The organism is Halorussus ruber, from assembly GCF_004765785.1.
GTDB classification, from domain to species: Archaea; Halobacteriota; Halobacteria; order Halobacteriales; family Haladaptataceae; genus Halorussus; species Halorussus ruber.
Genome location: NZ_SBIT01000006.1, coordinates 13,218 through 34,075, shown reverse-complemented (window position 1 = coordinate 34,075; position 20,858 = coordinate 13,218). Strand labels below are relative to the sequence as shown.

At 65.8% G+C, this 20,858-nt stretch carries 18 protein-coding genes; 7 read left to right on the top strand and 11 right to left on the bottom strand.

Annotated elements, in window-relative coordinates; genetic code table 11:
- Positions 1-211 precede the first annotated feature (211 nt).
- Positions 212-514: a hypothetical protein gene (locus EPL01_RS09650; protein ID WP_135825064.1), complete on the bottom strand. Its 303-nt coding sequence runs from the start codon at positions 512-514 to the stop codon at positions 212-214.
- 307 nt (positions 515-821) lie between these two features.
- On the opposite strand from EPL01_RS09650, the gene EPL01_RS09645 reads away from it, so the two are divergent.
- Positions 822-1,385 carry a HalX domain-containing protein gene (locus EPL01_RS09645; protein ID WP_135825063.1) on the top strand — a complete coding sequence of 188 codons (564 nt, stop codon included), beginning with the start codon at positions 822-824 and terminating at the stop codon, positions 1,383-1,385.
- Between the two features lie 337 nt (positions 1,386-1,722).
- On the opposite strand, the gene EPL01_RS09640 is transcribed toward EPL01_RS09645, so the two are convergent.
- The 8 genes from EPL01_RS09640 to EPL01_RS09605 form a co-directional block, all read right to left on the bottom strand.
- A complete protein-coding gene (locus EPL01_RS09640) occupies positions 1,723-3,921 on the bottom strand; it encodes an LUD domain-containing protein (RefSeq protein WP_135825062.1) in 2,199 nt (732 codons plus the stop codon).
- Complete coding sequence (locus EPL01_RS09635) at positions 3,918-4,418, bottom strand: LutC/YkgG family protein (RefSeq protein ID WP_135825061.1); 501 nt, start codon at positions 4,416-4,418, stop codon at positions 3,918-3,920. The genes EPL01_RS09640 and EPL01_RS09635 overlap by 4 nt, the downstream gene beginning before the upstream one ends.
- 74 nt (positions 4,419-4,492) lie before the next feature.
- Positions 4,493-5,170 (bottom strand): pyroglutamyl-peptidase I, encoded by a 678-nt coding sequence (locus EPL01_RS09630; RefSeq protein WP_135825060.1) that lies wholly within the window; start codon positions 5,168-5,170, stop codon positions 4,493-4,495.
- Positions 5,171-5,535: 365 nt separating this feature from the next.
- The gene (locus EPL01_RS09625) at positions 5,536-6,531 is read right to left on the bottom strand and encodes a sodium:calcium antiporter (RefSeq protein WP_135825059.1); all 996 of its coding nucleotides are present in this window, start codon (positions 6,529-6,531) and stop codon (positions 5,536-5,538) included.
- A gap of 361 nt (positions 6,532-6,892) precedes the next feature.
- The gene (locus EPL01_RS09620; protein WP_135825058.1) at positions 6,893-9,745 is read right to left on the bottom strand and encodes a cation-translocating P-type ATPase; all 2,853 of its coding nucleotides are present in this window, start codon (positions 9,743-9,745) and stop codon (positions 6,893-6,895) included.
- Between the two features lie 48 nt (positions 9,746-9,793).
- Positions 9,794-10,087 (bottom strand): hypothetical protein, encoded by a 294-nt coding sequence (locus tag EPL01_RS09615; RefSeq protein ID WP_135825057.1) that lies wholly within the window; start codon positions 10,085-10,087, stop codon positions 9,794-9,796.
- Between the two features lie 473 nt (positions 10,088-10,560).
- Positions 10,561-11,205 (bottom strand): DUF192 domain-containing protein, encoded by a 645-nt coding sequence (locus EPL01_RS22025; protein ID WP_210424117.1) that lies wholly within the window; start codon positions 11,203-11,205, stop codon positions 10,561-10,563.
- 34 nt (positions 11,206-11,239) lie between these two features.
- Positions 11,240-11,716, bottom strand: coding sequence for a DUF456 family protein (locus EPL01_RS09605; RefSeq protein WP_135825056.1), 477 nt, complete (start codon positions 11,714-11,716; stop codon positions 11,240-11,242).
- Positions 11,717-11,882: 166 nt separating this feature from the next.
- Between EPL01_RS09605 and EPL01_RS09600 the strand changes: the two genes are divergently transcribed.
- From EPL01_RS09600 to EPL01_RS09585, 4 genes are all read left to right on the top strand, one after another.
- Positions 11,883-12,785, top strand: a complete 903-nt coding sequence (locus EPL01_RS09600) for a ParA family protein (protein ID WP_135825055.1) — start codon at positions 11,883-11,885, stop codon at positions 12,783-12,785.
- Positions 12,782-13,174 (top strand): DUF8115 family protein, encoded by a 393-nt coding sequence (locus EPL01_RS09595; protein WP_135825054.1) that lies wholly within the window; start codon positions 12,782-12,784, stop codon positions 13,172-13,174. The genes EPL01_RS09600 and EPL01_RS09595 overlap by 4 nt, the downstream gene beginning before the upstream one ends.
- Positions 13,175-13,631: 457 nt before the next feature.
- Positions 13,632-14,021 (top strand): hypothetical protein, encoded by a 390-nt coding sequence (locus EPL01_RS09590; protein WP_135825053.1) that lies wholly within the window; start codon positions 13,632-13,634, stop codon positions 14,019-14,021.
- A 64-nt stretch (positions 14,022-14,085) separates the two neighbouring features.
- Positions 14,086-14,754, top strand: coding sequence for a hypothetical protein (locus EPL01_RS09585; RefSeq protein ID WP_135825052.1), 669 nt, complete (start codon positions 14,086-14,088; stop codon positions 14,752-14,754).
- 12 nt (positions 14,755-14,766) lie between these two features.
- Here the strand turns inward: EPL01_RS09585 and EPL01_RS09580 are convergent, their stop codons facing one another.
- Together EPL01_RS09580 and EPL01_RS09575 are read right to left on the bottom strand one after the other, a co-directional pair.
- The gene (locus EPL01_RS09580) at positions 14,767-15,063 is read right to left on the bottom strand and encodes a PadR family transcriptional regulator (protein WP_135825051.1); all 297 of its coding nucleotides are present in this window, start codon (positions 15,061-15,063) and stop codon (positions 14,767-14,769) included.
- 102 nt (positions 15,064-15,165) lie between these two features.
- Positions 15,166-15,897 (bottom strand): minichromosome maintenance protein MCM, encoded by a 732-nt coding sequence (locus EPL01_RS09575; RefSeq protein ID WP_135825050.1) that lies wholly within the window; start codon positions 15,895-15,897, stop codon positions 15,166-15,168.
- Positions 15,898-16,390: 493 nt separating this feature from the next.
- Here EPL01_RS09575 and EPL01_RS09570 point away from each other — a divergent pair, with 493 nt between their 5' ends.
- Entirely contained in the window at positions 16,391-19,378 is a 2,988-nt protein-coding gene (locus EPL01_RS09570) for an FAD-binding and (Fe-S)-binding domain-containing protein (RefSeq protein ID WP_135825049.1), read from the top strand.
- 166 nt (positions 19,379-19,544) lie between these two features.
- Positions 19,545-20,795: an ABC transporter substrate-binding protein gene (locus EPL01_RS09565; protein ID WP_135825048.1), complete on the top strand. Its 1,251-nt coding sequence runs from the start codon at positions 19,545-19,547 to the stop codon at positions 20,793-20,795.
- Positions 20,796-20,858 lie beyond the last annotated feature (63 nt).

Genomic DNA, 20,858 nt, shown 5'->3' with positions numbered 1-20,858 from the left:
GAAATCAGGGCGGCAGGACCGCCCCGGTTGTCAGAGGCACAGTAGTTCGGTAACGACTCCCTCGCCTGCGACGCCGGGGCGTCTCCTAAGTGTGCCAGACTGTCAATCCGGCCGGGTATGGCCCCTGCAGGCGTTTCGAACAGGTGTCGATACTTGTATAGCTGTACTGCATGGTATGGCGCTTCTTTAAATCCCCTCGGAAGAGACCCGCCTACATGGTCCCTTCCGTCTCCTCCGGGTCGGCGACGGAACGGGGCACGTAGAGCCGCTTGCGTGCGTCGGGAACGTACATCTGCTCCTCGACGAGGTCCTCGTCTTCGAGTTTGGTCAGCGCGTCGCGGGTGGTCCGCGCCGGGAGGAGCGCCTGTTCGCGTATCTGGCCCTGCGTCAGGGGCGCGTCCTCGGACTCCAACACCTTGTAGACGAGCTTCGCGCTCGGCGGTAGGTCTACGAGTCGCTCGAATCGTTGCTCCGGGGTCGTTTCGGGTTCACTGCCCGTGGCAAAAGCGATCACTGGTCTTCGACATAGCCATCGACTGCTACGGACCCCACCCAGTTAGTTGTTCCGGAAATATTGGTGAATAAAAATGTAGGCTCCGCGAACTGATGGCGCTCCGAGGAGCGCTATCGCCCGAAGGTATTAGTACTCTAACCTTTCGGCGGACGTTTCGGCGTTTCGATGGTCCGTCCCGGCGCCTGATGTAATTTTTTATTCATTAGATGCGATAATAGTTCTCGGACTCCAACCACAAGATATAAGTTTATCTTGTTGCATAACTCAGTCAGTAACCAGAGTCTACCAGAGGCGCGCCTGACTGACCATGTCCCCCGACCAATCGACAGTTCTCGTCGTTGACGACGAGCAAGACGTTGCCGACCTCTACGCGATGTGGTTGAAAGACGACTATCGCGTGCGGAGTGCCTACGAAGGCGACGAGGCGCTCGACGTCCTCGACGAGTCCGTAGACGTAGTGCTCCTCGACCGCCGGATGCCCGGCCAATCCGGTGACGAGGTCCTCGAAGAAATCCGCGAGCGCGAACTCAACTGCCGCGTCGTCATGGTGACGGCGGTCAAGCCCGACTTCGACATTCTGGAGATGGGCTTCGACGACTACCTCGTCAAGCCCGTCTCGAAGGACGACCTCCACGAAATCGTCGAGCAGATGCTCACGCGCGTCGATTACGGCGCGAAGCTACAGGACTACTACTCGCTCGTCTCGAAGCGCGCGGTTCTCGAAGCCGAGAAGGACCCCGAGACGCTCGAATCCAGCGAGGAGTACGCCGAACTCGAGGCCGAAATCGAAGAACTCAGCGCCGAGGTGGACGACACCCGCGGCGAACTGAACGACCACGACGACTTCGTCGGTGCGTTTCAGGACCTCTAATCTACGATTTCGATTGCGTTCTGTTTTTGCGTTGAGCCTCTTGACGTCGGTGGGCTTGACCTCTGAGTGTAAACTGGTAGTTTCCCCGACCGCACGAAACAGGTGTCAGGTACGAGGACGCTAGCTTCAGGCTCGAACACAGGAGTCTCCCGCACCGCGCCTCGTCCTCCCCAACCTCCTCCCTCGTCGCGGACGACGTCGCTCCGCTCGCCTTCCGCCACTCGGTCGTCCCTCGCGCGCGTTGCTCGCGCGCGCCGAATGGTTAATTAATCCTCAGAAATAACTCTATACTTCCTAGAAAAATATTTTAATTGCTTTAGTAAACAAAAATAATTCTCTACTCCGCCGGAGCGATACGCCGAATCGGATGCCCCACCGTCTCGTCGCGGAGCGCGGCGAGTTGCTCACAGCACGAGGTCCCGCTGGCGACCACGCGCTCCTCGTCGGCGAACTGGTCGCGCAGGTCTGTACCCACGTCCATGCTGAGTTCGTAGTACTCGCGCTTGTAGCCGAAACTCCCGGCCATGCCGCAACACTCCGCGTCCGAGGAGACGACGTCGTAGCCCAGTTCTCCGAGGACTTCCGTGGTGTACTCCTCCAGTCCGAGCGTTCGTTGCTGGCAGTGGGAGTGGTAGGCCACTCGCTCGCCGTCGCTCGCCCGGAGCGTGTCGGCGTCCGCGCCGTTTTCCAGCAGGCCGTAGAGGTACTCGAACAGTTCGTAGCTCCGGTCGGCGATTCGGCTGGCGGCCTCCTCGGGCAGGAGCTTCCGGTAGTCGGCCCGGAACATGGCGAGGTCGCTCGGTTCGATTACCACCACGTCCCGGTCGGCGTCGAGGTGTGGCGCGAGCGCGTCGGCCACCGCCTCGGCCCGCGACTCGGCGGTCGAAATCATCCCCTGCGAGAGCGGCGCGCGCCCGGAGGCCGGGAGGTCCGGAATCCGAACGCTCACTCCGAGCGCCTCCAGCGTCCGGACCGCGGCCTTCCCGCGCTCGACGGCGACGTAGTCGGTGTAGGGGTCCGGGTAGAGGACGGCCTCCCTGTCGGCGTCCCGCACCGTTGTCCCGCCTCTGGCCGCGAACCACTCGCGCAGACTCTCGCGCTGGAACTCCGGCAGGTCCCGGCGCGAATCGACGCCCAGCGCTCGCTCGGCGAGCGCCCGAGTGCCGGGAGCGCGAGCGACCCAGTTCGACACCGGCGCGGTCGCGCTCCCGAGCCGGGCCAGCGTCGGGAAGTTGCCGAACAGTCGCTTCTGGAGGTCCAGCCCGCCCGATTCGGTCTCCTCGTCGGGAGTCAAGCCGTCCACGAGGAAGTCGAATTTGTTACTCTCTCCGCGGTTCAGTCGGTCCCGAACCACGGTGTTTATCCACGGGATGTCGATTTCGACCGGGCACTGGTTGACGCACCGCGTGCATCCCGTGCAGAAGTCGTTGAACTCCGCCGCCGAGTCGAGACCGTGGACGCCCGCCTCCCACCCGGTTGCGATGCCCCCCGAGTATGTCTCGCCGCCGAAGGCGTGGCCCCCGACGTGCTGGAAGTTGGCGCAGGAGTTCGCGCAGGCCGAACACCGGATGCAGTAGAGCGTCTCGCGCAGTTGGTCGTCCTCGCGCATCTCCATCCGACCGTTGTCGAGCAGGACGAGGTGGAACTCGCGGTTGTCCGCCCCCTCGCTGAGCGAGTCATCCTCGAAGTCCATCGTCGGCGCGTCGCCGGGCGGCGTCAGGAAGGTCACGTAGGAGGTGATGTCCTGTCCCGTGCCGGAGCGCCCGATGAGTTCCACGAAAGGGGCCACGTCCTCGAATCGCGGGAGGAGCTTCTCGACGCCCGCGACGGCGACGTGGGTGTCGGTCGCCGCGACCGTCTTCCGGGCATTGCCCTCGCTGGTCACCAGGGCGAGCGTCCCGGTGTCGGCCGCGACGAAGTTCGCGCCGGTCATCCCCACGTCGGCCCCGGCGATGCGCTCGGCGAGGTACTCGCGGGCGAACCGCGTCAGGTCGTCCGCCGTTTCGAGCGGTTCGTCGGGGTCGAAGTGCGCGTTGAACAACTCCGCGATGTCGGCCTCGGACTTGTGGATGGCGGGGGCGACGATGTGGCTCGGGGCCTCGTCGGCGACTTGCAGCACGAACTCGCCCAAGTCGGTCTCCCAGACCTCCGCACCGGCCTCGCGCAGGGCGTCGTTGACCTCGATCTCCTCGGAGGTCATCGACTTGCTCTTGACGACCGAATCCGCGTTCTCGCTCTCCACGACCTCCCGAACGTACCGATTCGCGTCCGCGGCGTCCTCGGCGAGGTAGACGTGTCCGCCCCGCGACTGGACCGACTCGCGGACCGTCTCGATGAGTTCCGGCAGGCGCGCGATGGCGTCCTCCTTGACGGCGCGGGCCTGCGATTTCAGCTCCTCGTAGTCCGATAGGTCGGCCACCGCGTCGTAGCGCCCCCGGTTGAACCCCTGCGTGTTGCGCTCGACGCTGTCGCCCTCGGTCGAGAGGAGGTGGCGAATCCGGGCGGCCTTCTCCTCGCGGTCGAGTGTCCCGCTCATCGGTCCTCCAGAAGCACGACGCTGACGCTTCTGGGTCCGTGGGCACCCAGCACCAACTCGCCCATGTCGGCGGTCGCGCTCGGCCCCGTCGCCAGCACCACGTCGCCGCCCGCCCTCGCAATCTCCCCGACGCGCTCGATTCCGGCGGGCATGTCGGCCACGAGGTCGGACTCGGCGAGGACCGCGACGTGGTGGCCGGGCCAGAGGCTCACTTGCTCGTCGCCCGCTGGCGTGGACTCGATTGCGACCGACCCGTAGTCGGCGACGGCGAATCTGGCGGGCGTGATTCCTGTCTCGGCAGATTCCAACTCGGCGGGCGTCGGGTCGGTGGTCGCGCGCTCCGGAAGCGAGACGCCGTCGAACGGCAGGGGCGCGCCGACCGCCGGGGGTTCGAGGAGGTCGGCAATCTCCTCGGCGAAGTCCTCGACCGCGGCCCGGCGGACCTCGCACCCGGCGTCGGTCGCCTCGCTGTCGAACTGCTGGACGAGGCCTGTCATGGGTAACGTGTGGGAGTCGCGGGACGTAATGGTGTGGGTCGAGTTCTCGCTCGTCTCGGTGCCGTGTTCGTCCGTCACTGCGAGGGCTCGACCGTGGTCTCGAACGTCCGCCGTATCGCCTCCAGTTGCGTCTCCAGCGCCACGCTCGGTTCCACGCCGCCGCCGCTCGCGGCCTCGCCCTCGCGGGCCTTCTTCGCCGCGCCCTCTGGCGTCAGCGGGAGGTGGACGAACCCCATCGGAATCTCGGCTCCTCGGCCCGCCGTTTCGAGGTAGTGTCGCGTCTGATAGAGGACGTTGTTGCAGAGGTGGGTTCCCGCCGTGTTCGACACCCGCGCCGGGATGTCGGCCTCCAACAGGTCCTCGACGACCTCGACCACCGGGAGCGTGGCGAAGTAGGCGGCCGGCGGGGTGTCGCTCTCGGAGTCCGCTCCTTCTGTCCGGATGCGCTCGTTCCGCGGCTCCGCGTCGGCGTTGTCGGCGATTCCCGCGCAGTCGGCGACGTTGACCCCGACGCGCTCGACGCTGACGGCCGCCCGACCCGCCGCGAGGCCGGTGGCGACGACGGTCTCGGGGTCGTGTTTCTGGACGAGGTCGCGCATCTCCTCGGCCGCGCGGTCGAACTCCACCGGGAGGACGCGCCCGACGATTTCGCGGCCCGCGACTTCTTGTCCGTCGAGTTCGCGGGCGACCTCCTCGGTGGGGTTGCGGTCGTGGTCTCCGAAGGGTTCGTAGCCGGTGAGCAGGAGCGTCATTACTTCGATTCTCGGGTGGAGTGTCTTGATTGTTGGTCCTCCGGAACTTGTCGCGGAATCTCTTTGTACCAGACTCCGCCCAACTGATTTACTCGGAGCCGGAACAGCATCGCCGGAATCGTAGCCGTGAACGTTTCTTGAAGCCCCCGGCTCCTTCATCCACCCTGCCCACGGTCCACCGAGCGTTTGTCGGTAGTCCAGTCTGTTGGCGCTCTCGGTGAATTGGACCGCCGAGCGTTCGCACGTAGTTTGGCTGGCCGGGGCGCTCGCCGCGGGCGGCGAGCGCCCAATATAAACACCCTTCACACGCACTAAAGACATAATTAGTAGTGTTAAAGAAATAAGTAGTTATCTTTCACCGATTCTCACCCGCTCGGGAACAACAGCAGGTGCCCGGTCAGGAACCCGAAGTAGGCGACGACGAACGCGCTGGCGTCGCGTCGGCGGAGCTGGCCGTCGGTGACGCGCGTGACGTAGACGAACGCGCTGAGGCCCGCGAGGAGGACGAAGGGCAGGTCCCAAAACACCACCGCGCGCGGGACTCGATACCCCGAAATCGCGCCGCCGAGGCCGACCGCCAGCAGGAGGTTCACCACGTTGCTCCCCACCAGCGTCCCGAGCGCCAGCGTCGGGCGCTTGCGCCGAATCGACTCGGTGACCGTCGAGAGTTCCGGCAGCGCGGACCCGATACCCAGCGTGACGATGCCGACCAGCGACCCGCCGAGGTCGAGGCTCTCCACGAGGAGTTCCAGCGCCGAGAGCGCGACGTAGGCGCTGGCCAGCACGACCACCAGTCCGGCGATTCCGACCGCCGCGTCCGTCCGCGGGTCGATGTTCTCGACCTCGATTCCCTCGGGAATCGCCACCCGCTCGCGCCGGTCGTAGGTGTAGTAGACGTAGACCACGAACGCCCCGACCAGAATCACCCCGTCGAGGCGCGTCAGCACGCCGTCGGCGGCCAGCGTCAGCGCCAGCGCCGCCGACAGCACCATCGGCAGGTAACTCGACCGCACGAACGACCGCGAGAGCGTCACCTGCCCCGCGCCGAGGAGAAGCAGGCCGACCAGAAGCGTCTGCTGGGTCACCGACGACCCGATTGACCCGCCCAGCACCGTCGCCGACGCGACTTCGGGGTCGAGCGTCCCCGTGACGATGCCGACCGACGCGATGACGTGCGAGGCGATTTCCGGCAGACTGGTGCCGACCGCCACCACCGTCAGGCCGATGACGGCCTCCGAAATCCCGTAGCCCTGCGCGACGTTGACGAACCGCTGGACCACGACCCGCGAGCTAACCAACAGCAGGTAGAGCGCCATCGCTCCGACCAGTACCGCCCCGAGCGTCTGCGGAGTGACTGCCACGGCGTCGGTTTCGACTAGTGAACGGGTAAATGTTTGTGGCGTTTTGGTCGGTCGTGTTTAGATACGTCATTGAGACAACTACCGAGGTCTCGAAAGCCCTCGTACTCGGAACCGCAGGAGTAGACGGGACCGCATTCTCCTCGAAAGCCCTCGCGCGGTTCGCGGTCGTTCGCGGGCTATTTCGCCCGCGCAGAACTGCGCGGGCGAAATAGGGCCACGCTGAAATGACTCAACTGCCACGCTGAAACGACTAAACTGCCACGCTGAAACGACTCAACTGGACGCGAACCGCGCTCGCCCTTTCAGTCCGGCAGGCCACCGGTTGTTTCGCCGAGCGTCGCGGGTAGGTAATCCAGCCTCTCTACGCTTCCGCCCCGAACATCCGGCCCAGCGTCGCCCGGACCCCCAGCGCGAGGAGGACGAACGCCGCGAACCCGGCGGCTATCCACGACCACTCGGTCGCGCCGAGCGCGACCACGCCGAAGGCGGTCCGAATCGGCGTGTAGAGAATCGTCAACTGGAGCGCGAGCGTCACCGCGATGGCGGCCAACAGCCACCGGTTCGAGAGGACCGAGAGGTCGTAGCGCGACCGGATGAACTGAATCCGGACCATCTCGATGGCCACGAGGAAGGTGAACAGCACCGACTGGGCGACGACGAGGGTCGCTTCGGCCACCCCGTAGAAGAACAGCGCGAGTCCCGTCAGCGTCATCAGGACGCCGATGGCCCCGACCGAGACCATCACTCGGCGGTTCACCACGCGCTCGTCGGCGTCCCTGGGCGGGCGCTCCAGCACGTTCTCGGACTTGGGGTCGGCCCCGAGCGCGAGCGCCGGGAGGCCGTCGGTCACCAGATTCACCCACAGGAGCATGACCGGCGTGAGGACGACGGCCTCCTCGGTTCCGGCGAACGTCTCGGGGAAGAACGCGGCCCCGACGAGCGCGCCGACGAACACCACCAGCACCTCGCCCGCGTTGGCCGACAGCAGGTAGTTGACGAACTTCCGGACGTTGTCGAAGACCCCGCGGCCCTCCGCGACCGCGTCCCGAATCGTGGCGAAGTTGTCGTCCCGAAGCACCACGTCGGAGGCGGTCCGGGCCACGTCGGTTCCGCGCTGGCCCATCGCCACGCCCACGTCGGCGCGCTTCAGGGCGGGGGCGTCGTTCACCCCGTCGCCGGTCATCGCCACGGTGTGGCCGTTGTCCTGCAACGCCTGTAGAATCTCGACTTTGTGGGTCGGCGAGACTCGCGCGAACACCTCCACCTCCTCGACGCGCTCGGCCAGTTCGCCCTCGTCCAACGCCTCGACTTCCGGCCCGGTCAGCGCGCCCTCGGGGTCGAAGCCCAACTCCGCGCCGATTGCCTTCGCGGTCTCGACGTTGTCGCCGGTCGCCATCACGGTTCGAATCCCGGCCTTCCGGCAGTCGGCCACCGCGTCGGCGACCTCGGGTCTGGGCGGGTCCATCAGCCCGAGGAGGCCGACGAAGGTCAGGCCGGTCTCCAACTCCTCGTCGGGGGCGTCCGGGTCCACGCCGACCCGGCGCGCGAACCCCAGCACCCGGAGGGCGTCGCCAGCGAACTCGTCGTTCACGTCGAGTATCTCGGCCCGGCGCTCGTCGGTCAGCCGGGTCGCCTCGCCGTCCTCCAGTATCGAGTCGCACCGCTCCAGCACCACCTCGGGCGCGCCCTTGAGGTAGGCCGTGGGTGTATTTGCGTTTCCGCTTTCGACTTCGCTTCCATTTTCGTTTGCGCTTACGTTTGCGTTTTCGTTTACGCTAACGATGCCGTCCGCGCTCCCTTCGGCCACGACCGTCATGCGCTTTCGCTCGGCCGAAAAGGGAATCTCGCGCAAGCGCTCTCGGTGCCAACTCACCCCGGCGTCGTCGGCGGCCCGGACGAGTGCGACTTCGGTGGGGTCGCCGCGATACTCGACCTCACTCGGGTCACCGCGGGACTCCTCCCCGGCGGGCTCGGCGTCGTTGCAAATCGCGCCGGTCCGGAGGAGAGCGACGAGTTCGGGCGCGACCGAGCGGTCGACGTTCGGCGACCCGTCGGTCCGGGCCTGCGTCGGGGCTTGGCTGTCTCCTTCTCGTCCCGTCTCGTCGCTTCTCGCTTCCGGGCGCTCCTGCTCGCGCTCCCCGAGCGGGAGGCTGTGGCTCTCGCCCCCGGCGTAGGCCCGCCGGACCGTCATCTCGTTCTCGGTCAGCGTCCCGGTCTTGTCGGTGACGATGACGTCCACCGCGCCGAGGCTCTCGACCACGGGGAGTCGTCGGACCAGCGCGTCCTTCCGGAGGAGTCGCCGCGACCCCAGCGCCAGCGTCAGCGTGACCACGGCGGGCAACCCCTCGGGCACCGCGGCCACCGCCAGCGTCACCGCGATGAGGAGGACCGAAATCGGAGACGCGCCCGTGAACAGCAGCTGGACCACCGCGACGAACGCGATGATGCCGAGCGTCAGCCCGGCGATTCGCCTGCCGAGCGCGTCCACCTCCTCCTGAAACGGGGTCGGCGGCTCCTCGGTCGTGCCGAGTTGCTCGGCGATGGCTCCGACCTCGGTCTCCATCCCGGTCGCCACCGCGACTGCCGCGCCCCGGCCAGCCACGGCGTAGGTGTTCATGAAGACCATCCCCTCGCGGTCTGCCGGGGGCGCGTCCGGGTCTACCGCCTCGACCGATTTCGAGGCGCTCGCGCTCTCGCCGGTCAGCGCCGACTCGTCGGTCTCCAGACTCTCGGCCTGAATCAGTCGGCCGTCGGCCGGAATCACGTCGCCCTGTGCCGCGAAGAACACGTCGCCGGGCACGACCTCGGTGGCGTCTACCGTCCGCTTCTCGCCGTCGCGCAGGACCGTCGCGTCTGGCGTCGAGAGCGACCGGAGCGCCTGAACCGACTGCTCGGTCCGGTAGTCCTGCGCGAAGCCGAACAGGCCGTTGGCCAGCAGGATGGCGAAGATGAGCGCGGCCTCGGCGTACTCCGGGGTCTGGCCCGGCAGGAATCCGACGGCGAGCGAGAGGAGCGCCGCCACCACCAGCAGGTAGGTCAACCAGTTGCGGAACTGCGAGACGAACAGCGCGAGCGCCGAAATCTCCCGCTCGCCGCGAATCTCGTTCGGGCCGTACTCCTCGTAGCGGCGCTTTGCCTCGTCCTCGGACAGTCCCTCCTCGTCGGTGTCGAGGGCGTCGTAGACCTCGCTGGGGGATTCGGCGTGCCAGTCCATCGAGCGAATCGTCCGGATTCACGTCGTCCAGTTCCGAAAACGTACGGGCTACGCGAGCAACTCGACCGCGCCGGAGGAGGATTCGCCCGCCGGTCGTCTCGCGCCGCCGTCGCTACTGCTCGCGCTGTCGTCGGCTACCCCGCCGTCGGGTCTCCGGCCGCCGTCCACCCAGTGGTCGTCCTCGTATCCGAGTCGCTCGACCGCGTCGGGATTCGATTTCCCGGGGTCGTGTTGCGGGTCTCCGTACCGCACCGGTCCGCCGATGCTGGCCGATTCGTGCTGGCGGTCGCCGTAGCGGGTCCACTCGATTCGCTCGCCGACTGGCGTACGTGATTCGGACATCTTTCTTCGCCCTGTCTCGAAAATCGTTCCCACGTCGCATATCAATCGGTCTCGATTCTCACACCCCGGGAAACTGCCAACCGTGGCACACTCTCGCACGGAAATCCGGGAAGAATCGGAAACGTAAGCGTTTCCGATTTCGTTTACGTTTGCGTAAACGACCTTCGGCGGATGCGCTCGACTCGCTGTCTCGTCTCTCTCGCCTCGACTCCTCCGCTTCGAGTCCCCCATCCTGACCATGTACCCCGTTGACGTACCCTCGGCTCACCGTCCTGCCTCGAAAGAATATACCTCGTGTACCCCTACCCGAGGTATTCATCTCGTCACACCAATCACGTAAATGCTTTGTGTTCTTCATCGACCCTGTAACGTCTCTCACGGGACTATACATTTCCCTAAATTGCAATTTTATTTCTTTACCACGGAGGAAGGTGGCTCAAGAGAAACAGCGAAACTTCCCCCGCGGTCGCGCGCTACTCCTCGGCGGTCGGTGCGGTGCCGTTGAACACCAGCTTCGACCCCGGTTCCACGCCGGTCCGGTTGGCGAACCCGCGCGGGAGTTCGACGACGTACTTGGCCTTCCCGTCGCTCGGGTAGGTGTCCAACTCGCTGGTCGAGGCGTTCGGCTGTGGTTCGGCGTGCTGGACGTTCAGCACGGTCCCGCTCTCGGAGACGAATATCATGTCGAGCGGAATCAGGGTGTTCTTCATCCAGAACGAGACCTGCTGGGGGTTCGGATAGACGAAGACCATCCCGGTGTCGTTGGCCAGCGACTCGCGGTGCATCAGCCCCGACTGGCGCTCGGACGGCTCGTCGGCGACCATGAGCGAGACGCTGACGTTCTCTCCGTCCTCGACCACGAACGTCGCGTTGACGACTCGCTCGACGTCGGTGGTCGTCGGCGGCGCGGGCGTCTCGGTCGGCGAATCGGTCGCCGTCGAACCGTCCGCTGTCGACCCGTCTGCCGCCGACCCGTCCGCCGTCGAATCGGCTACTTCTGCACTAGTCGTCTGTCGATTCGCGTCGTCCGAGGCCCCGCCGCCGGGTCCGCCGAGTCCGCCGATGCAACCCGCCAGCAGGACGAGCGCACCCACCAGTAGCACGGCACGTGGCTTCATGTCGCTACTACTACTCTCCGACCGACCAAAAAGGTTAGACGGCGACGAAGGCGAATCCGACCAGCAGCGAGAGCGTGACGATCAATTGGACCACCGCCGACCCGAGGACGCCGACCGCGGCGAAGGCCGCCGCCCGCGCTCCTCGGCCCGCGCTCTGAGTCCGGTAGAACTCGGCGACGAACACCGTGCCCGCGATGCCGAGGACGAGGCCGACCGGTCCCGCGACGAACAACAGCGGGATGCTGACCACGCTGGCGAGGAGGGTCGTCTTCGCCGACGCGCCGCCCGCGTTCGCGGCGAGCGCCCCGCCGAACTGGTCGGCGACGATTGCGGCGAGGCCGACCAGCGTGAACGCCGCCAGCGCCGCGAGACCGGGGACCGCGTAGCCCGACGACCACCAGTAGAGGTAGATGCCTGCAAGCGACAGGCCCGCGCCGGGGGCGACCGGCACGACGCTTCCGACGACGCCCGCGAGCAGGAGCGCCACCGCCGCGAGGAAGAAGATGTCCATGTCGGGACATTGGGTCTCACGCCGGTTAGCGATTCCGGCCTTCGCTGACACGATCCCGTTTTCGTTTGCGTTTACGCTTCCGCAAACGATTTCGCAAATGTTGTTTCTCCCACAGATGTCTGACAAAGGATTAAATGGGTCGTTTGCGTTTGCGCAAACGCAAATCATGTCTCGGTCCATCCGCGCCTGTACCTTCCTCGACAAGGGAGGGACGGGCAAGACGACCACCGCGGCCCACCTCGGGGTGGCGCTCGCAGAGCAGGGAAACGACGTGTTGCTCATCGACCTCGCCGGTAAGCAGGGCGACCTCGTCAAGCACTTCGGGCGATGGGAGACCGTCGAGCGCCAAATCGAGGAGGACGACGACTGGCCCAACATCTCGACGGTGTTCCAAGACCAGTGGGACGCCATCGCCGAGAAACTGGGCGAGGCCGCGGTCGAAGACCTCGTCCTCGAAACCGACGAGGGCGTGGACCTGATTCCGGCCCACCCGGGGCTGGACAGCCTCGACGCCGAACTGGGCAACATCGACGACGCGCAGGACCGCTACTCCCGACTCGACTCCTTCCTCGACGAGTATATCGAACCGCTTGGCTATGACGCCATCCTCATCGACCTGCCGGGGCTGACGAACAACGTCAGCTACAACGGTCTCTGGGCCGCGCGCAACGTCATCGCGCCGGTCGAGATGGGGCCGTTCGAGTCCGAGCAGGCCGAGGCGCTCCGGGCCGACCTCGACAAAATCGGCGCGAACTTCGACGTGGACGTGGAACTGGCGATGGTCCTCCCGAACAAGGTCGACACCCGGACGACACTCGCCGAGGAGTACCTCGACGCCTTCGAGGGGGCCTACCCCGAGGCGTTCGCGCCCGCTCACGTCCCGGTCAGTCAGGACATCCGCAACGCCGCCGAGTCGGGCCGGACCGCCTTCGCGCTAGAGGAGCCGTCCACGACCGCCCAACGCGCACGCGAATCATTCCTAGAAAATGCCGAGGCGCTGGCCGAGCGGCTGGCCTCGCGTGAACGCGAAAGCGAGCGCGCCGCCCCGGCCGGGGGTGAGACCGCGTGAGCGACCCCGACCTCGAAGAACTCCGCCAGCAGACCCAGCGCACCGACCGCCTCGCCGAGTCCGCCACGAACCCGCCGGGCACCGACGACCTGTTGGAGGAGTTGGTCGACGCCCTCGCGGCCATCGACTCGGGCGAGCAGGCCAAGACGTTCGCGGCCCGCGACGAGTCGGTGACCGCCCTGCTCTCGACGCTTGACGACCGCCCAGACGACCTCGAAGCGGTCGGCACCTCGCTTCAGGGCGAACTCGACCGAGACATCGACCCCGAGTCGCTCGACCGGAGCGAAATCGTCCGGCTCGCAGTCCGACTCGGCCTCCGCGAGGCCGCCCCGGAGTATCTGGACCTCCTCGCCGAGGCCTCCGGCGAGTACGCCCGCCGGAACGTCTGAGACGCGCTTTTGTCCGCGTTTTCGAAGTCGTTTACGGATTCGTTCCCGGAATCGTTTGCGACTCTGTTTTCGTTTACGGTTTCGAAAACGGCAATGTCTCACGCGCCGGTACGCTCCTCGGCTTTCATCTCTTCACTCTCGCTTCGGAAAGCAACGCGATTCGTGAACTGGAGTCCGACGTGCCAGTACTCGACCGGCGAGACGGGACGAACGCAAACGTATTCGAAAACGTGTGCGAAAACGGATCCGGAAACGGAAGCGTAAATCTCTCGGACTGTTGTCAGTCGGACCCTCGCCAGCCGGTTTCTCCTCTGCACGGCGGTCGTCTCCCGACCGCGAGAGGCCGGAAACGAATGCGTAAACAAATTCGAAAACGAAAACGCAAACGGAATCGTAAACGCAATCGACTGGCGATTCGGCGCAGAGATTGATAAGTGACGGCGCCGTACCAACCTTCGTGACCGACGACGCGCCGGAGTTCGAGATTCCGTGTCGGCCCGACCGGGTCTACCCCAGCGACGGCGGCGTCGAGTACGAGGGCGGGACGACGTTTCGGCTCTCGCCCGACTCAGAGCTGTCGGACGACGAACTGGGGGCGCTCGTAGAGCGCGTGCTGGAGGACGACCGGTACACCTACGGCGACTGGTTCGAGCTTCCGAAGCCGGTGTATCTGGTTCACGACGAGGTCCACTCGACCGCCTTCCGGGTCGTGGTCCGCTACGGGACCGTGGAGTTTCACGTCCTGCCGGAGACGGCCCCGGAGGCGCTTCGCGGGCTGTACACCCGGATTTGCGACGCCGACGAGTCGGCGTGGCGCGTCGAGTGCGAGACGACGCACCCGGAGTGAGCTTCGTTTTCCGCTTCAATCTCGCACGGTAGCTTTTTATCGCCCCCGCGTCACGCAAAACGTAATGAGTCTCCCCACGACCGACGACGCCGAACTGCGGACCAGCGACACCGCCGAGCAGATGTGGGACCTCGTCGAGGACGGCAACCCGGCCGAGGCGCGCCGGACCTACCCAAGCGGGTGGCTCTGGCTGACCGGCGAGGAGTCGATTCGGACGCTTCTGGCCGCGCTGCTGTCGGCCGACACCGACGCGCGCTACGGCATCGACGACTTGGCCTCGCGCTCGGAGTTGGACGAGTCGGCGGTCGAGGAGGCCATCGACGCGCTCCTCTCGCTCGGCGTGTTGGTCGCCGACGAGGGTGCCTACCGGGTCAACACCCACTCGGTGGTCTACCGGATGGCGGCGGACCTCTCCGAGGCGGTCGAGGCCACGGGTGCGCCCGACGACGAGTCGGGCTTCGAGTATCTCGCGCGACTCGAATCGGTCCGACTGATGCTCGACGCCTTGCTCGAAGCCGAGCCCGACCAATCGCTGACGCAAGAGGAGGTCCATCAGTTGACGGGCGTCTCTCGAAAGCGGGTCTGGCTGCACGTAGAGAAGTTGGTGGACCTCTCGGTCCTCGAGGAGTCGGGCGACGAGTACGTCGTTGCCCCGTTCGGTCCGGTCCTCCGGTTGGTACAGTCACTCGACGCGGCGGTCGTCGGTGCGACGCTCGCTACTTCCCACCCCTGAGTCGGCGCGGTGCTACTGTGCGGTCGCTTCCTGGGAGTGGTCCACGTACTGGGACTCCCACTCGCGCCGGGCCTCGATTTCGCGCTTGCCCCGGCGGGTGAGCGTGTAGTAGTTGGTCCGACGGTCGCGCTGGCCCTTCTCCACGAATCCTTTGTCGACCAAGGTGTCGAGGTTCGGGTAGAGTCGCCCGTGGTGAATCTCTTTCTCGTAGTACGATTCGAGTTCGTCTTTGATGGCGAGGCCGTGGGGCTCGTCCAATCCCGCGATGACGTATAGCAAGTCTCTTTGGAAGCCTGTCAAGTCGTACATCGTTTCCCCTTTTAGACTGAAATCTTTGTATTGCCAAAAGTATGATGGCCGTTTCGTAGCCGAAAACCTGTCACGGTCGGATGATTCCGAAATCGCGGGACGCTATCGGTTCGAGTCCGTTAAGCATTCCATACTCACGGATTCGACCCAGAGGTCCGCGACGGTCGTCCCGTCGGCCCGATTAGCACGCGGAATGCCAACAATTCGCATTTCATCGCCGTCCGACACGCTCCCGGTCAAATCGTGTTCGAGGAGGACCGGAACGGTGTCCGAACCGGCGGGGTCTCGGAGCCGCACCTCTTGGGCGTCGACGTACTCGCTGGCGTCGGGCGCGAACGAGAGGTAGCCTACCGAGTTACACCGCGGGCACTTCTCGTGAGACCGGAACTCTCGACCGGGTTGAGCGACGTGACGGGTCACGTCCTCGCACTTCGCGCACCGGAACCCCGCGCGCACGACTTTCGGCCGGAGGTCCCCGACTTCGGCGACGACGCCCTCGACCGCGTGGAGACTGTTGAGGTGACTCGCCCGCAAGTCGGCCAGCGCGACCTCGCTCTCGCCGGGTAGGTCGGTGACGCGCAGGTAGACGTCCTGCATCTCCCGGTCGTCGTCGGCGAGGAATCGCCCGAGTGCGGCCTTGCCAGCCCGGAGCGCGTCGTCGGGGTCGGCCAACAGCGGCCGGACGAACTGGTAGTCGTGGCCGAAGCGCTCGCAACTCACCGACAGCGAGCGCTCGTCGGGGTACTCCTCGACGAACCGGCGCACCGATTCGCCCCGGTCCCGATAGACGTACTCGTACCATTTTTCCGTCAAGTCGCCGCTTCGTACCGACATGGACCACCCTTCTCTCGCACCAATCTTTGTTACACGCCTCCTGTCGGGCGTCCGAGATGGTTAGCGTCGTCCTGCGGTTCGGCCGCCGGACTGCGATTTTACATCCATTTTCGGACCGTTTGAGCGTTCTCCGACATTTGCGTTTTCGCTGACGTTTGCGTTTTCGTTTACGTAAACGAAATCGGCCGGTGCGGCGCGCGAATGTGCCGCATCGGCCAGCATGCCGAGAGGGAGGGACAACTACACATTTTCTAAAAGATCGAAAATATTTCTTTAGAAATTATATTTACGTCTCTCCGGCGCTCGGCGGACCAGACTACCGGGGTGGGATGAAGGGGCTTCGAGAAGACGACACGACTCTGATTCTGCGGTCAGCAGGGACAGTCAGATAACATCGAAGCAACCTACCGTTACGGAAACGCTCGTTTACGGACTCCCGATATCGCCTCTAATCGCCCCCGGACTTATACCCCTTCGCGTGGCAATACGTGCCATGTCATCTCCCTCCACTCCCGGCGACTCGGCCCTCTCCATCGAGTCCTACCGCGAATCGCTCGACATCGAGGTCGAGGAGTCCCCCGAGTATTCGGCCCTCGCTCGCGACCTCCGGTCGGCCTGCGAGGGCGACGTGCGCTTCGACGAGTACAGCCAAATCCTCTACGCGACCGACGGCAGCATCTATCAGGCCCGGCCTGCTGGCGTCGTCTTCCCCACCGACGCCGAGGACGTGCGGGCCGCGATGGAGGTCGCGGCCGACCACGACGCGCCGGTCCTGCCCCGCGGCGCTGGCTCCTCGCTCGCGGGCCAGTCGGTCGGCCCCGGGTGCGTCGTCCTCGATTTCACCCGCCACATGGACGCGATTCTCGACGTGAATCCCGACGCGAAGCGCGCGACGGTCCAACCCGGCGTCGTGCAGGACGACCTCGACTCGCACCTCGCGGAGTGGGGCCTGAAGTTCGCCCCCGACCCGGCCTCCTCGAACCGCGCGACCATCGGCGGCGGCATCGGCAACAACTCGACCGGCGCGCACTCGGTGCGCTACGGCATCACCGACGCCTACGTCGAGGAGGCCCGGGCGCTCCTCGCCGACGGAACCACCATCCACGCCCGCGAAATCGAAATCGGCGGTCCCGAGTGGGACGAAATCGTGGCGAGGGACGACCGCGAGGCAGATCTCTATCGAACCGTCCGCGGACTGGTCGAGGACAACGCCGAGGAAATCGAGGAAAGATACCCCGAACTCAAGCGGTCGGTGTCGGGCTACAACCTCCACAAGTGCGTTTACGTTAACGCAAACGGAAACGATTGCGTAAACTTGGCCAAGCTCTTCGTCGGTGCGGAGGGAACCCTCGGCGTCGTCACCGAGGCCACCCTCTCGCTGGTCTCGAAGCCCGAGGAGACCGCACTCGCGCTCTACTGCTTCGATGACCTGCTGTCGGCGATGGAGGCGGTACCCGTCGCGCTCGGCTACGACCCGAGCGCCGTCGAGTTGATGGACGACGAGGTGTTCCGACTCGCCCGCGAGTCCACCGAGTACGCCCGCTACGCCGAACCCATCCCCGACGACGCCGCGGCCGCGCTGATGCTGGAGTTCGACTCGGAGGTCCACGACGACTTGGAGGACGCGATTGCGGGGACCAACGCCGAGTTCGTCCACGCGGGGTCGGCCTTCGACGTGCTGGAGGCCCACGACGACGAGGCCCAGTCCCGACTCTGGAAGCTCCGGAAGGCCGCCATCCCCCTGCTGATGAGCATGGAGGGCGACCCCAAGCCCTACCCTTTCATCGAGGACGCCTCGGTGCCCCCCGAAGAACTCGCCGAGTACGTGCAGGGCTTCGAGGGGGTTCTGGAAGCGCACGACACCACCGCGGCGTACTTCGCCCACGCGGGAAGCGGCACCCTCCACGTCCGGCCGGTCCTGAACCTCAAGGAGGAGGCGGGCGTCGAGAAGATGCAGTCCATCGCCGAGGACGTGACCTCGCTCGTCCTCGACCACAGGGGGTCGTTCTCGGGCGAACACGGCGACGGTCTCGCCCGGACCCAGTTCAATCCCAAGATGTACGGCCCGGACCTCTGGGACGCCTTCAAGGAACTCAAGACCGCCTTCGACCCCGACTGGCGGATGAACCCCGGTAAGGTCGTCTTTCGGGACGACTCGCCCGCCGACATGACCCGAAACCTGCGCTACGGCCCGGCCTACTCGTCGCTCGAACCCCGCACCGAGCAGGACTTTTCGGAGGACGGCGGGTTCTCGCACCTCGTAGAACTCTGCAACGGCTGTGGCACCTGCCGACAGACCGACACCGAGGTCATGTGCCCCTCCTACCGCGGGATGGACGAGGAGGTCGCCACCACCCGCGGCCGGGCCAACATGCTCCGGGCCGCCATCTCGGGCGAACTCCCGCCCGAGGAGATGCACAGCGAGCGATTCCAGAAGGAGGTGCTGGACCTCTGTCTGGGGTGCAAGGGCTGTGCGAGCGACTGCCCGACCGGCGTGGACCTCGCAAAACTCAAAGCCGAGGTCAAACACCGGTACCACCGGCGAGAGGGCGCTGGCCTGCGCGAACGCCTCTTCGCGGAGGTGGACCGCCTCGCTCGGGTGGGGTCGGCCCTCGCGCCGGTCTCGAACTGGCTCGCCGACCTCCCCGGTTCGGGCCTCCTCGCCGAGAAGACCGTCGGCGTGGCCCGCGAGCGCGACTTTCCGGAGTTCGCCGAACAGTCTTTCTCCGACTGGTTCGAGGCCCGCGGCGGCCCCCGGATTCCGCAATCCGACGCCGACGAGCGCGTCCTCCTCGTCCCCGACACCTACACCGACTACGTCTACCCCGCGACCGGCCGGGCCGCGGTGCAGGTCCTCGAATCGGCGGGCGTCCACGTCAGGGTCCCCGACGCCGACCCCAGCGGTCGGCCTGCGTACTCGGAGGGGTTCCTCGACGTCGCTCGTGACAGGGCGGAGTCGAACGTCGAACTCCTCGCTCCTCGGGTCCGCGACGGCTGGTCGGTCGTCTACCCCGAACCCTCCGACGCCGCGATGGTGCAGGACGAGTACCGCGACTTGCTTCCCGACTCGGCCGACGTTGCCCGCCTCGCCGAACACGCCTACGGCGTCTGCGAGTACCTCGACGTGCACCACGCGGGAACGCTCGACTTCGACGCGCCCGACCAGCGACTCGCCTACCACGGCCACTGCAACCAGAAGGCCCTCGGCACCGCAAATCACGCCGCGTCGGTCCTCTCTCGGGCGGGCTACGGCGTCGCCGCGCTCGATTCGGGCTGTTGCGGCATGGCCGGGAGCTTCGGCTACCACGCCGAACACTACGACCTCTCCCAGTCCATCGCCGACATCCTGCGCGACCAAATCGACGAGGCCGACGCCGACGAGGTGATTGCGCCCGGTGCCTCCTGCCGGTCCCAACTGGAGACGCGCCGCCCGACCCATCCCGTCGAAAAGTTGGCAGAGGCACTTCCAGCGCCTCGGTAAGCCGGTACTTTTGCTTTTCCCGGCGAGTGCGCCTCCCGAGCTACTGCTCCGATGATGTTTCTCGCCCCGCGGAATTGAACCGTTGGCCCAAACGTTCAAAAACAGCCCCCGCGCCCCCGGCAATTAATTAACATTATTAATCATCGGGTTATACGTCGTGGGGAGTATGTCAAGAAATGGCACGGCGTTGCGTCGGCGGCGGTTCCTGCGACTGGCCGGAGGAGCGAGCGCGGTCGGCCTCGCAGGCGTCGGAAGCGCGCGGCAGAACAACATCGTCCTCGGGCACCTCGCACCCTTCAGCGGCGGCCTCGGCTGGATAGGGCCGAACGCCCGGAAGGGGGTCGGACTCGCGCTCTCGGAGGTCAACGAGGCCGGACTCCTCGACGGTCGGCAGGTGACCATCAACCGCCAAGACACCGAGACCAACCCGCAGGCGGCGCTTTCGGGCTTCCAGACGTTGGACAGTCAGGGCGTCGTGGCTATCATCGGGCCGTCCAGTACCGTGATGCCGAACCTCGTCCAACCGGCCCAAGACGCCCAACTCCCGCTGGTCTCCACGATGGCGGGCACGCTCCAACTGGACGACGTTGGCGGGGAGTACATCTGGCGGACCGTTCCGAGCGACTCCATCGGCGGCCGAGCGCAGGGGGCCTACGCCACGGACCAAGGGTGGGAAACGATGGCCCTGACGTTCAAGAACGACAAGGGGTCACAGAGCTTCTCGGCGGCGGTCGGCGAGTTCTTCCAGTCGCAGGGCGGCCAAATCACCGGCCAGACGCCGCTGGCACCCAACGCCGACTCCTACCGGAGCGAAATCAACACCATCCGGAACCAGAACCCGGACGTGATTTCGATGACGGCCGCGACCGAGGTCACCAGCCTCTTCGTCCAGAACTTCCGGGAGCTGGGCGTCGAGATTCCGCTCATGCTGAGCAACGACGTGATTACGCCGGACTTCATCGAGCAGATGGGCGCGGACACGATGGACGGGATGCTCGGGCAGGCTCCCGCCCCCGGCCCGGCGTTCGACAACTTCGCCTCGAAGTACCAGGAGATGCACGGCGAACAGCCCGGCACCTTCTCGGGGTCGTCCTACGACGCGATGAATCTCATTGCGTTAGCAATGGAGCGTGCGGGCGAAGCCTCCCGGCAGGCAATCGCCCAGAACCTCCGGAGCGTCGGCGCGCCGCCGGGCCAGAAGGTCACGACGTTCGCCGAGGGCAAGCAGGCGCTGGCTAACGGCAGCGAAATCGACTATCAGGGCGCGGCCAACCCGCAGAACTTCGACGAGAACGGCAACGTCGTCGGCCCGTTCTCGGTCGTCCGGGTCGAGAACGGCGAGTGGACCGAGGTCGAGACCTTCTCGGCGTCGGAACTGACCCAAGACGGCGGTGGGGCGACCACCACGACGTCCTGACGCCCTCCCGTTCTTCTTCCATGTCGTCACAACGACTCGACAACCCGCAGATGGACCGCACCG

Coding starts and splice junctions, on each gene's coding strand:
- EPL01_RS09615 (WP_135825057.1), bottom strand. CDS start 10,087: ATGTCCGAATCACGTACGCCAGTCGGCGAGCGAATCGAGTGGACCCGC.
- EPL01_RS09645 (WP_135825063.1), top strand. CDS start 822: ATGTCCCCCGACCAATCGACAGTTCTCGTCGTTGACGACGAGCAAGAC.
- EPL01_RS09630 (WP_135825060.1), bottom strand. CDS start 5,170: ATGACGCTCCTGCTCACCGGCTACGAACCCTTCGGAGACCACGACCGC.
- EPL01_RS09600 (WP_135825055.1), top strand. CDS start 11,883: ATGTCTCGGTCCATCCGCGCCTGTACCTTCCTCGACAAGGGAGGGACG.
- EPL01_RS09580 (WP_135825051.1), bottom strand. CDS start 15,063: ATGTACGACTTGACAGGCTTCCAAAGAGACTTGCTATACGTCATCGCG.
- EPL01_RS09620 (WP_135825058.1), bottom strand. CDS start 9,745: ATGGACTGGCACGCCGAATCCCCCAGCGAGGTCTACGACGCCCTCGAC.
- EPL01_RS09605 (WP_135825056.1), bottom strand. CDS start 11,716: ATGGACATCTTCTTCCTCGCGGCGGTGGCGCTCCTGCTCGCGGGCGTC.
- EPL01_RS09585 (WP_135825052.1), top strand. CDS start 14,086: ATGAGTCTCCCCACGACCGACGACGCCGAACTGCGGACCAGCGACACC.
- EPL01_RS09570 (WP_135825049.1), top strand. CDS start 16,391: ATGTCATCTCCCTCCACTCCCGGCGACTCGGCCCTCTCCATCGAGTCC.
- EPL01_RS09565 (WP_135825048.1), top strand. CDS start 19,545: ATGTCAAGAAATGGCACGGCGTTGCGTCGGCGGCGGTTCCTGCGACTG.
- EPL01_RS09635 (WP_135825061.1), bottom strand. CDS start 4,418: ATGACAGGCCTCGTCCAGCAGTTCGACAGCGAGGCGACCGACGCCGGG.
- EPL01_RS09575 (WP_135825050.1), bottom strand. CDS start 15,897: ATGTCGGTACGAAGCGGCGACTTGACGGAAAAATGGTACGAGTACGTC.
- EPL01_RS09640 (WP_135825062.1), bottom strand. CDS start 3,921: ATGAGCGGGACACTCGACCGCGAGGAGAAGGCCGCCCGGATTCGCCAC.
- EPL01_RS22025 (WP_210424117.1), bottom strand. CDS start 11,205: ATGAAGCCACGTGCCGTGCTACTGGTGGGTGCGCTCGTCCTGCTGGCG.